Origin of the sequence: Parabacteroides sp. AM58-2XD (genome assembly GCF_003463685.1) — a bacterium.
GTDB lineage: Bacteria > Bacteroidota > Bacteroidia > Bacteroidales > Tannerellaceae > Parabacteroides > Parabacteroides segnis.
Genome location: NZ_QSDP01000022.1, coordinates 1 through 12,448, shown reverse-complemented (window position 1 = coordinate 12,448; position 12,448 = coordinate 1). Strand labels below are relative to the sequence as shown.

The following is a 12,448-nucleotide window of genomic DNA, read 5'->3' as shown; positions in this document are numbered from 1 at the left end:
TACGTATGTGCTTTTTACATTCATATCTATTTCAATTCAAAGATAACTTTAGCTTTTATATCATCCGAAGCCGAACCGACCAATGCCTGGAATTTCCCCGGTTCAGCCACCCAGCCATGTTTTACCGGATCATAATAGCTCAACGATTCCTTATCCACGACAAAAGAGACATTACAAGTTTCACCGGGTGTTAACCTGACTTTCCGAAACCCTTTCAATTCTTTTACCGGACGAGGCAAGGATGCCTTTTGATCGTTGATATACAATTGAACGGTTTCCGCTCCCTCACAAGAACCGGTATTGGTCACAGGAATTGTCACGACCAGCTGGTCAGACTCATTCATAACCTCCTTGCTTAGAGATATTTTCCCATACTTGAACGTTGTATAGCTCAACCCATGGCCAAACGCGAAAAGCGGTTGGATCTTTTCTTTTTCAGTCCACCGATAACCGACCCAAATACCCTCTTTATACTCGACCGTCTTTCCATCCCCGGGATAAGCCCCCATGGCATGAGCGGCATTATCTTCCAAACGAGCCGGGAAAGTAAAAGGTAATTTACCGGAAGGATTCGTCTTTCCAAAAAGAACCGAAGCGATGGCATTACCACTCTCCGTACCACCGTACCAAGCCTGAAGAATAGCCGGTACCTCCTTGAGCCAAGGCATTGCATAGGCATTCCCGCTAATCATTACGGCCACCAACCTCGGATTAGCGTCGGCCAATGCCGATATCAAGTCATTTTGACCATAAGGTAGTTCATACGATTTCCGGTCAGCCCCTTCGCTATCCAATCCTTCCTCTTTCGCCAGACCACCCACAAACACGACCGCATCAGCCTCTTTGGCCGCCTGAACGGCTTCCCTCTTCAAGCTGTCTGCCGACACCCCTTTCCGGGAAGAATAACCAGCTTGATACACAATTTCCGTTTGCCGGCCCACCCAATTACGAATACCTTCCAAGGGTACTACTTCATATTTAGCCTGCACTTCAGACGAACCACCGCCATTGGCAGTTGTCCGAACGGCATTCTCGCCAACAACCAGTATCTTCTTCAAGTTCGCCGGATTTAACGGAAGCATATTCTTTTTATTCTGCAACAAGACAATTCCCTCTTCGGCTATCCGACGGGCCGCCTCGATATGCTCTGCCGAAGCCAACGATCCCCAAGGACGGTCGGCCGACATATTGGTCCGGTACATCATGCGCAGGATACGTCTGACTTTCTCATTCAGCTCCTTCTCTCCCACTTTCCCCTCACGGATCAGTTTCAGATAAGGATCGGCCAAATAATACTTGTTAAACGCTTCGGCAGAACCCAAACGTGTCCCATACTCCAGATCCAACCCATTGAAAATGGCTTCCTCCGTATTATGCGTCCCACCAAAATCAGACAACAGCACGCCATCAAACCCCCATTCCTTACGAAGAATGTCCTCCAACAGATATTTGTTATGGCAACAATGCTGCCCATTATACTGGTTGTAAGCCCCCATCACCGTCCAGACTTTTCCTTCCTGAACCGCCGCCTTAAATGCAGGCAGATAGATTTCATGCAACGCTCTTTCATCGACAAGCGTATTGATGCTATTGCGATTGGTTTCCTGATTATTCACCGCAAAATGCTTCACACAGGCAGCCACATGGTTCGACTGAACGCCCTGGATATAGGAAACGCCCATCTTGGAAGCCAGATAAGGATCTTCTCCCATATACTCGAAATTCCGGCCATTCATCGGCGTACGGAAAATATTCACGCCCGGCCCCAAGATGATATTCTTGTTCCGGTATAACGCTTCCTCGCTATATGCCTTGCCAAACAATACCCCCATTTCCGGATTCCAAGTCGCAGCCAAGCAAATCGTAGAAGGGAAAGCCGTACAGGAATCGTTGTTTGCATGGGCATTGTTCCAGTTGCTCCACTCCATTTCCGGACGCAATCCGACCGGTCCGTCCGTGGGGTTATTATCCGGTATTCCCAAACGGGGAACACCCCAAGAACGATATCCGCCATTGGCATGCAACAGTCTCACCTTCTCCTCTACCGTCATACGGGATAAAGCATCCTCGATACGTTCTTCCATCGGCCGGGTTGCATCCTGATAAACAGGTTTCGTTTGAGAAAAACCGGTTAAACTACTTATCACACACAAAAAAAGTATTTCTATCCTCTTTACAAGTTTCATAAGTTTATATATTTTCAATTTAACTCCACACGTTCCTCAACGAAAAGGAACAGGTGGAGCTAGTACAAGACAATTATCAATCGATTTGTTCGATTGTGAAACGATAAGTCAACGAACCCTCGTTCCACATGCAGAAATTTGTATTCCAAAGATTATTACTCAGATTAAAATGAATGCCTCCCTCTTTGGCAGGATATTTCAATGAGTAGTTTATCCCCTTTGCTTCGCCTACATTGACAAGAAAAGCGGCTTCACTCCATATACGGACGGTTCCGGATGAAGTCACCAGATCCACATAACGGTCGATTCCGTGCTGCTGGCGATTCCCCTTTTCCACCACATCGAATAAATCGACACGCCCACCGACTTTTTCCGCCACGATGGAAAGGATATCATCCGTATTGAAAGACAACCAATAGGCTTCCGGCAAACGGACAGCGGGTTTCCCTTGGATAGTCAATGCGACTTCTGCCTTTTTCCCGTTCTTATACTCCAATACGTCCACATACATCTTCTCCGGATATACCCGCCGGTCGACACCCGAATGCTCTGGGAAAACAAGTTCGCTGACTGTCCGTATCCCTTTTTTATCTTTACAGATCTCCTGTTTGATAGTCTGCGCGGGAAGAGAAACGCTTACGGCTTTCGATTTATCCAGTCCCGGCTTGCCTATATCTGCCAAAGCCCATCCGTAATGAGCACGCAAGTAGTTGTCCAGATAGTTTTTATAATCATTGGCATCACACATCTGGTAAGACAATCCTTCGATCTTCAACGCACCGTTTTTCAAAACCGATGCCTGCCAAGGAGTAGAAGAGGTCGCTTTCGCTTTCTTCGTGAACGAAGGAGCTTCCACCCAGTCAATCTTTTTCATTTCAGCCAATGCCTCATCTTGCAAATTTTGAGGCAGATACTGGATCGCGTTATAAATATAGTCATCCAATTCTTTCCACGATGCCTCCGCCTTTTGGAAAGGCGCGGTAGAGCGTGCCGGAAGGAAAAGATCCATATCATACTTGTCCCAATTCTGAAGGTGGGTTTTCACATCGACCCCCTGCGTATGTTCGGCTATCAATCCCAGCTCCAATGCAAAATCGAGTGCTGCATCACTGTTTTTATCTATTTTCTTTTCACGCAACCACCGGGAATAGAGTTCCGACAACGCCCTGAATTTCGCCATCCGCACCGGGGCACTTCCATAGCCGTAAATCCAGGTATCCCCTATCTCGGAAGTAACAACCGGCAACTGATCCTGCATGGCGACTAGTTCCTCCGCTATTTCATTGAAAGAGCAGGCTATCAGACGAGCCTTCGGATAGCGTTTATGTAAATCGGCATAAATAGCCTTCACCTTTTCATAGGAGTGAGGACCGTGATTGTCTCCGGTAAAATTGATCGAGATTACCGATTTTCCATCCGGTAGTACATTCTCAGAGCCATAATCCTGCTGATAAACCAAAATCAGTTCACTGCCATCCGTATCCCTCCAACGGCAAAATTCTGGTACGGAAGGAATCGGGCAAGCCGGATTCACGCCTATATGCAGGAAACGGATACCGGCACGGCTCATCGGGGCCACAATACTGCGTGTATGTCCAGGCACATCCGTCATTTTAGCAGCAATCGTTTTCTTTCCGTATTTTTCATCCAGCTTATGTGACAATAGCAGGCAGGTTTCAAACAAATCCAGGTTCATCGATTCCGATTCGACCGTATAGGGAACCGAATTCCAAACGATATCTCCTCGCCGGATAGCAGCTTCCAGGCGTTTCACATCCTGGGGTGATACCGTATGGAGATATTTCCAGATCAGCCACGCCCCTGTTGTCCAAACATATTTTTCACTAGCATTCTCTGCACGTAGCTTTTCCGACACGTCCAATGCTTTCGGTATAAATTCCGTTATATAACGCTGGGTTACCACGGAACTCAAATCGGTAAAACCGACATCCAAATGTGTTTTGAAAACAACATACACTCTCTCGACAGAGGTATTTACTTCCTGTCCTTTGAGTTGAAAAAATCCTCCCAACGCAATCAGGAGAAATAATACAATTCGCTTCATATACATAGATTTATTTTTTCATGGCATGAATATTTCATTTCAAGTTACAAATATAAAAGCAGCTATCACTATGAAAAATAGCAAATAGCTGCTTATTTAGTGGATTATTATTGCTTGCCAACCATCACCAAACTTTGATACGATTACCTGATAATGTTTCAAACGGGCCTATAGAAGGCGCAACAGTTGACCGTTCTTTCCCTAAGAAATCCTTATCCAATACAAACGGAGTGCCATCGAGATTCTCGAACGGGTATCTTGTCAACTTGGCTACTCCCAAACGTTCCGTATTGACCGGTTTACCTTTCAACCGAGACAATTTAGTTTCCCCTTCGAATGTTATATACACTTCATCCCCAACCTCTTCCACTTTGAAAGAGGGGTTGAACGCATCTTCTACCACACCCTGTTCTTTCTCCTTCATGGGACAAGCACCATTACAGAACAGATTGTCTTCGGCATAAATAGGTCCTTTCACTTCATTCAAGAAATCCAAGCCATACAACTTTTTATCACCCCTTCCTACAAAAATATTGTTATAAAAACGCAGGTCGCCATGTTTTATCGGACTTACACCTTTAAGCTCGGTAGAATGGTTCAAGTGATAAGGGGTAAAACGGGTATAGTCTGCTTGCAAGGTCAACTTTCCCCCAAAAAGATTATTCAAGTAAGCTCCCCCATCCGTTGATTGCATAAGTGAATGAGAGGAAAGGAACAGGTTATTGTCCACAATATACGGGCCATGGGACACTTCTATGAACAAATCATTTCCATTATTATACATCAAATTGCTCGACACGTGTGTTCCTTGCGTCATCCAATCCAACCACATCCCCAACGGACAATCATGGATACGGTTGTTCCTTATCACGGCATCAATCGCCCCATGGAACTTGATCCCGGCAATCTCATACCCGTTATACTGATCCTTTACGTGAATATTGTAGATATGATTGCCATAAACTTCGCTAAAGGCAGCCATCGTTCCACAAATGGCCGTTTGTTCGCAATTATAGATCGTATTGTTACGGACAATGTGAGAACCTATCGTTTCTTTGTTCCAGCCATGGCGTGTCGTGTTGAATACGACTTCTATATAAGAGATATGTCCATCCTTCACGCCGTCGGCATCATCAGCAGGAAGTACTCCGTCGCCGGTTGTACGCTCCTTGCCCAACGTAATGCCTGTACTCTTGGCATCGTGGATGATATTATTTTCTATAATCCAACCTTTACACCAGTGCGTAGCGATTACCCCCACCTGTTCATTCGTCGGCGAAGCCCACTTCGTTCCGGCCTGGCTCATTTCAAACCCTTTGATGGTGATATAATCCAATTGCTGCTTATCCGGATAGAAACAGGTCGGACGGGCTACCACCTCGACACATTCCTTATTGGGGTCTGCGGTACCGAAACGAGCCAGATGGTCGTGTTTTTGTCATCCGTTTCACAATACCAAAAGTCGGTCGTTCCCTCCGAATCCGCCTTGCATATATGCGGCTTCGGATTTTGTAATTTACTCAAAGAATCTACTTCATAGAACGCCTCTCCATTCAAGTAGACTTCCCCCAAATGAGTGACACGCCCATCATTGATAATCCAGTCGCCATCAAACAGTTCTTTATAAGGATTGAAATCACCGAATAGCGTGTTAGGAATCACCACCTTCCAAATGCCTTTTCCCTCTTTCTTCCACCCTTTGATCACTTCAGAACCTTTAATCTCCACCTTTTCCCCTTCGGCTGCCTGATAAACAATCCGCCGATTGTCGCTGGTTCCGCCATACATCGGTTTTATCCATTCCCGATACACCCCTTCATGCACCGTCACCACATCGCCGGGTAATGCCTTTCGAGCTGCCCGATTGATAGTTTTGAAAGGAGCCTCCACCGTCCCGGCATTATTATCACTCCCCTTGGGAGATACATGATACTCTCTTGCTTGCAACATATTACAACACAAGCTGGATACTAGAATAAGATACAGAATTTTTCTCATGATATTAATTTATCGTTTTAAAACAATAACAACAGTTATTGGCTATCATTGTGTCAATAACTGTTGTTACAATTGAATATACACACGTTATCTTAGAGCAAACAACAATTAATATTCCAACTTAACCGTTTCCGCAAAGTTATAACGTTTGCTCGAATTATTCGTTCGCGCACCAATCTTCACATAATAAGTCTTTCCTTTAGTCAGCCCTGTTATCGTCTGTTTATAGGTTGTTGATAAAACTACCTCATCCGGTACACTACTCAAATCGACCATCGGGCTCAGTGCCGTTGTAAAATAATTCGTACCTACATTCGGATTATCATGAACAACAAATACACGGGTATCCAAAATTTTATCTCCAACCTTAGTTCGGGAAATATTCCATTCAACCTCAATGGCATCTCCTATAATCTCTACCTTTTTAGGGTGAATCGATAAATAAGGAGTAACCTTAAAGTCTATATTTTCAGACTTCTTGATTGTTACAGATACAGGTTCTACCGGAAAGAAAGCCCCTTCTACCGGTTGTACATCATAAGTAGCACTGAATATCTTCGTGTTCTTAAATGTACCATCCGCTTTTCCCCAGAAATATTCTGGTGTAGCCGATTCACTCCAACTCGTCTCCACCATCTTTATCCGGAAACCATTCGGCTGTTCAGATATGATAGGCTTATTCGTTGTTTCATCTATCAAACTACCTGCAATTGCAGCATTGGGACCATCCATATTATCGATATCACCACAGGAGATCATGCCCAAAGCAAACAACATACACGCTAATATACTTCTCTTTTTCATCTTGTTATAACTATTAAATTAATAACCTGGATTGTCTGGTAACAAATTCGGATTCTTGGAGATTTCACCTGCCGGCACTTTCGCATAATTGACTTTGACATCATACGTGTACGTAGTACCTACTTCTTCTTTTGTAAAGATATACTTGCCTTCATCATACACATAATAAGGATACAAAGCGGTATATTTCTTATTATTCATCAATTTATCCGCGATTCTCCATCTACGCAAATCCCAAAAACTATGATTTTCAAACACCAACTCCATACGTCTTTCCTTACGAAGATTGTCTTCTGTCAATTGGTTCAACGTATACAATTTAGCACCGGCTCTCTCTCTGACCTGATTAATCAAATCTAATGCCTCTTGCTTTTTACCTAAATAGAAAGCGGCCTCTGCCCTGTTCAACAAAATTTCCGCATAGCGCATTTCGATAAACTGAGTGGTAGAACGTCCATGGATAACCTGACTGTTAGGCATATTCGGATTCTGATACTTCCGAACCAAAAATCCTGTAGTAGTCGTTTCATTATGTCCCATTCCACTTTTACCCATCACTGGCATATCCTTATACATCACTGAAAAGTCAGAAGTCGTTTTCAACTCGCCATCCGGATAGCTGGTCCAAATACCTTTTCGGATTTCAATCGTTTCTCCTTTATACTCATCGTTCGGTAAGATGACACTGGCTCTTAAACGCGGTTCCACGCCTTTAAAGATGTCGAACGGATCGTCATAACGAATCGGTTCACCTTTTTCATCGACCGTCTTTAATATAAATGGATTACCCTCTACATCGTCAAACAGTTCCACGATTTCCAAAGTCGGATTCAAAATACCCGAATATCCTTCCGGTCCTCTTATTTGAAATGGTATTTGATGGACATCCCAACTATGAGTCTTTTCCGGATATTGATAGTATTCAGCAAACACCACCTCCGGATTGTCTTCATCCAAAAACAAATTCCAATAGTTTTCAAATTTATCCGTGTACTTGTTATACAATGAGTATTTACCCTCCAATTTAGAAGCAGCATCGTATGCTGCCTGATAATAACTTTGAGCTTTAGAGGCTGGCATACCTAAAAGTTCTTCATATCCACTGGCCGGAGTATCAAACTGACAAAGAGATGCTGCATAAAGCATGGCTCTTGATTTTAAACCATAAGCGACATACTTATTGATACGTCCACGTTCCAAACTGGTTTCTGGTAACAATTCAATCGCTTTATCCAAATCTTCAGCGACAAATTCCCATCCCTCTTGCTGGGTATTTCGTGGAATTTGCAATTCCTCAATACTGGTTTCCGGGTAATTCTTCACCTCCTTCACCAATGGGACAGCACCGTATCGGTTCACCATGGCAAAATAGTAATAAGCACGACAGAAATAGGCTTCTCCCAACCAAGTATTCACCAAACTTTCAGGGAAGTTTGGTGCATATTGAGGCAAATTCTCAATTAAATAGTTTATTTTCCTTACCCGGTCATACGCCCAAAACTGGAACATACCCCCAGAGGGTGAATCCCAGACAAAAAACAACATATTATTTACCAATTCACCGGACATGTGACCGCCTTGTGGCCAAGAATTCCAAAAATTTTTAAATCCCCAGGCAGTAGCTTGCAAGTCTTGTATGGGCATATCGTTGTATAGCGACGATATATACGCCGTAACACCCGATTCGGATGTAAAAATATCCTTATCCTGGATGATATTAATTGGGGGAACATCCAATGTATTACAACTGGTTCCCAACAGAATACTACTAAATAATATTGATATTAACTTTTTCATGATATTTACCGATTAAAATGTGACATTGACTCCTACATTATAGGTCTTTGTAATAGGATACAAACAACTATATGAATCACTTGGATGCTCCGGATCGATGTATTTCAATCCTGTAAGAGTAAATAGATTATAGGCATTAAAGTAAACGCGCAAATTTTCAATACCCACTTTCTGAATCAATTGCTTCGGGATGGTATACCCTACTTCTGCACTTTTCAAACGCAGGTAATTGACATTCTGGATACTACGGGAAGAGGTCCAATAGTTCGTTGTTTCACCTCCATTATTCGTAGATGGATAATACCCCGGTACCCATATCGTATTCGGATCTTTCGGATCTGCGCCCATCTCGGCTGTATGCCAACGATCCATAAACATAGAAAGTCCACCTCTATCCCAAGTCAAAGGTCTTTCCATCTGTACTTGATTAATAACAGTACCTTTGGCTGCTCCCTGGAATAATAAATTCACATCAAAACCTTTATACGTTCCTGCCAATGTAAAACCGAAGTTAATGCGCGGAGCTCCTGACAAATCAATCGGGCGGGCATCATTATCGTCAATAATACCATCTTCATTCCAGTCTTCATACTGATAATCACCCGGACGAAGGATTGAATTACCTTTGTTGTCTTGAACAGGGGCATTCCAGATCTGATCCATGGAATAGAAATAATCCACGAAATCATATCCCCAATAGAAATCGCTATAACGATCATTATAATTGTCACGCCAATTCCGATAAGAATTATTCGACTCTGCACGCTCAATGTATTTGTTCATCGATCGGGTATAAGAGACATTACCGGAAACTGTATAATGGAAATCACCAATTGTATTCGTATGAGACAATCCGATTTCAAAACCGCGCGTCAAATCACCATTCAAATTTTCCTGAGGCAACGCAGCACCTAATGTACCGGGAACAGATAATACTCGTGTAGACAACAGATTTGTCCTGTAACGTCCGAAGATATCTCCTTGGAAACTCAACAGCCCGTTCCACATATCGATATCCAAACCTAAGTCAGCCATACGAGCTTCATACCAAGTGATGTTCGGATTCGCCATGCCACGGAAACCTAAACCGCTGATAAAAGAACTACCTAACATATACCCTCCACTGGGATAGGTATATCCAGATAAGAACTGATAAGATGAAGCGGCATCATCTCCCAAGATACCATACGTACCTCGAATCTTCAAATTATTGACAAACGACAATGCCGAGCAATTCTTAAAGAAATCTTCCTCTGAAATACGCCATGCACCTAAGAAAGAAGGGAAGAATCCCCATTGAGCACCTTTAGCGAACATAGAAGAACCGTCATAACGAAAACTGAACTCTGCTAAATATTTCGACTTGAAGTCATAATTTACACGTCCCACGAATGCCTTATTTGCCAAATCATACAAGCCTCCGGCATTGGACGTTGCTTGCTGATTTTTGGTAGCTCCTGCAAAAATCTCACTTACGGCATCCATCGGCAACTCCCTCTGTGCGGCGAAATTGTCACCCTTATTGGTTGTCTCTTCGTATAATGCCAATATTTTCAAATTATGAATTTCATTAAATGTACGTTCATAATTCAATTTTAACTGTAACAATGTCTTTTCATTTTTGGCGTAACTACGACTAATTAAAGAAGGAGAATATGCCTTAAATGCTTGATAAGAATCAGAGGCTGCTTCATATTCATACAAGCTATACTCTTTTCTAGAATAACGATTATCTGCGTTATCGTAATCATAGCTATACATAGCACCAGCACTTAACCCTTTAATGAAAGGCACTGAATAATCTACAGAAAATGTACCTTGAAATAAATATTGCTTATTTTTCCTAAATCCACTAATATCAGCTGTTGTCAAAGCTATCGGATGATAAGCCCCCGGCAATTGTTGCAAATAAGCCGGATTATTATTGGCATAAACCGGTAATGTCGGAATATGCATCCATGCCGCTTTGTACACTTCCCAAGCATCCATGATAGGTTCATTCTTCGTACCCATCATAGCATTCAATTGCATACCGACTTTCAGGTTTTTCGTTATCTGTCCATTGATATTCGTACGCACATTGTAACGATCATAATTCAAATCGCCACTGGAATAGAAACCATCCTGTTTCAGATAACCAAAGTTCATGAAATAATCAATCTTTTCAGACTTACCTTGTGCGCTGATACTGTGTTGTGTTTGAGGTGCAATCTTGTCAAATCCGACATCCGACCATTTGGTCTCCGGCTTCAAACCTTTACGATACGCATCAATCTCTTCAGCCGAGAACATCAAACTACCACCTTTGTTGATGGAGTTTTCGTTGGTCAGTTCCATCCATTCAGCCGCATTCAATGTCTCCGGAATATTGGATGCTTGTTGCCATCCTACCGATCCATTGTAATCCAAAGTCAGTTTAGACGTTTTTCCTCGTTTCGTTGTAATAATAATTACACCGTTGGCTGCCTTCACACCATAAATAGCAGCCGAAGCATCTTTCAAAACAGAGAATGATTCTATTTCATTCGGATCCAGACGATCCATATTGGAACGAGGAACACCATCAATAATAATCAATGGAGCCCCCATACCACGAATCTGCAAATCCGAGTTATAACTTCCCGGCTCCCCTGATTTCTGAACGACACGGACACCCGGTATTTTACCAGAAAGCATATTCTTCACATTCTCATTACGAGTTTTTACTAACTCTTCGCCACCAATATTACTAACAGCGCCAGTCAATGTCGCTTTTTTCTGTGTTCCATATCCCACAACCACCACTTCTTCCAAAGCTTTACTGTCTTCCTTCAACGTCACATTGATAACAGATTCATTCTTACTGCTAATTTCAGTTGAAGCATATCCTATATAGGTAATTATTAATGTAGCATCACTTGATGCTACATTAAGGGAGAACCTCCCTTCGACATCCGTTATCGTTCCGTTCGTTGTCCCTTTCTCCATGACGTTGGCACCGATAACCGGTTCGCCATTCGGATCTTTTACTGTTCCCGTTATTCGCTTTCCTTGTTGTTGCTGTTGTTGAACTGCTGTATTTCTGGTAAGGAATATATGCCTGTCATTTATCTTATACGATAAATTATATTCCTTTACCAGATGATCCAATATCACAGTGATATTGGATTTAGTCTCTTGGAGACTAACCGGCAAATCATTCGGGATATCTTTACTATTGTAGAAAAAAAGATATTCCGACTGTTTTTCAATTTGTTTCACCACATCATAGAAAGTACCATTTTGTACGTCTACCGATACTTGAGTGGTTTGTGCATAGGTATTAGCAGAGATGTGCAATATGCATAACAGCGTAAATAATAGTGTTAATTTCATGATACGCCTTATTTTTGGAGACAAAAAGCAGGGCAACCGCACCAAAATTTCTATTAAAATATGTTTTGTGGCATAAATCATTAAAATATTTCAAAAAAAGTTGTGTAATTGGGGAATAAAGGTAATCTTGCAGATAGAAAAGTCTTAACTATGAAAATAGAACCTTAACGACTGGATTTTTTACGTGAAGATTTTGCAAACCAAAGTCTCTTGACTATGATTCGTGAGATCTTATAAGAGGTCT

7 protein-coding genes are annotated in these 12,448 nt (G+C 42.5%); all 7 read right to left on the bottom strand.

The genetic code is table 11. The features are described 5' to 3' along the window. Nucleotides 1-26: 26 nt before the first annotated feature. Nucleotides 27-2,186: a glycoside hydrolase family 3 C-terminal domain-containing protein gene (locus DXA15_RS07275; protein ID WP_128133600.1), complete on the bottom strand. Its 2,160-nt coding sequence runs from the start codon at nt 2,184-2,186 to the stop codon at nt 27-29. A 76-nt stretch (nt 2,187-2,262) separates the two neighbouring features. Beyond that, nucleotides 2,263-4,251, bottom strand: coding sequence for a DUF5054 domain-containing protein (locus DXA15_RS07270; protein ID WP_128133599.1), 1,989 nt, complete (start codon nt 4,249-4,251; stop codon nt 2,263-2,265). 124 nt (nt 4,252-4,375) lie between these two features. Beyond that, nucleotides 4,376-5,629 carry a right-handed parallel beta-helix repeat-containing protein gene (locus DXA15_RS07265; RefSeq protein WP_233566954.1) on the bottom strand — a complete coding sequence of 418 codons (1,254 nt, stop codon included), beginning with the start codon at nt 5,627-5,629 and terminating at the stop codon, nt 4,376-4,378. Next, entirely contained in the window at nt 5,623-6,249 is a 627-nt protein-coding gene (locus tag DXA15_RS26085; RefSeq protein WP_233566953.1) for a DUF1565 domain-containing protein, read from the bottom strand. Before DXA15_RS26085 ends, DXA15_RS07265 begins: the two co-directional genes overlap by 7 nt. Nucleotides 6,250-6,357: 108 nt before the next feature. Further along, on the bottom strand, nt 6,358-7,053 hold the full coding sequence (locus DXA15_RS07260) for a DUF3823 domain-containing protein (RefSeq protein ID WP_128133598.1): 696 nt from the start codon (nt 7,051-7,053) through the stop codon (nt 6,358-6,360). 18 nt (nt 7,054-7,071) lie between these two features. Further along, a complete protein-coding gene (locus DXA15_RS07255; protein ID WP_128133597.1) occupies nt 7,072-8,850 on the bottom strand; it encodes a RagB/SusD family nutrient uptake outer membrane protein in 1,779 nt (592 codons plus the stop codon). Nucleotides 8,851-8,862: 12 nt separating this feature from the next. Continuing rightward, nucleotides 8,863-12,204, bottom strand: a complete 3,342-nt coding sequence (locus DXA15_RS07250; RefSeq protein ID WP_158579642.1) for a TonB-dependent receptor — start codon at nt 12,202-12,204, stop codon at nt 8,863-8,865. Between the last annotated feature and the right edge of the window lie 244 nt (nt 12,205-12,448).

What these genes read in the sequence shown, in the direction of transcription:
- DXA15_RS07275 (WP_128133600.1), bottom strand. Translation starts at nt 2,186, where the DNA reads ATGAAACTTGTAAAGAGGATAGAAATACTTTTTTTGTGTGTGATAAGT.
- DXA15_RS07270 (WP_128133599.1), bottom strand. Translation starts at nt 4,251, where the DNA reads ATGAAGCGAATTGTATTATTTCTCCTGATTGCGTTGGGAGGATTTTTT.
- DXA15_RS26085 (WP_233566953.1), bottom strand. Translation starts at nt 6,249, where the DNA reads ATGAGAAAAATTCTGTATCTTATTCTAGTATCCAGCTTGTGTTGTAAT.
- DXA15_RS07260 (WP_128133598.1), bottom strand. Translation starts at nt 7,053, where the DNA reads ATGAAAAAGAGAAGTATATTAGCGTGTATGTTGTTTGCTTTGGGCATG.
- DXA15_RS07255 (WP_128133597.1), bottom strand. Translation starts at nt 8,850, where the DNA reads ATGAAAAAGTTAATATCAATATTATTTAGTAGTATTCTGTTGGGAACC.
- DXA15_RS07250 (WP_158579642.1), bottom strand. Translation starts at nt 12,204, where the DNA reads ATGAAATTAACACTATTATTTACGCTGTTATGCATATTGCACATCTCT.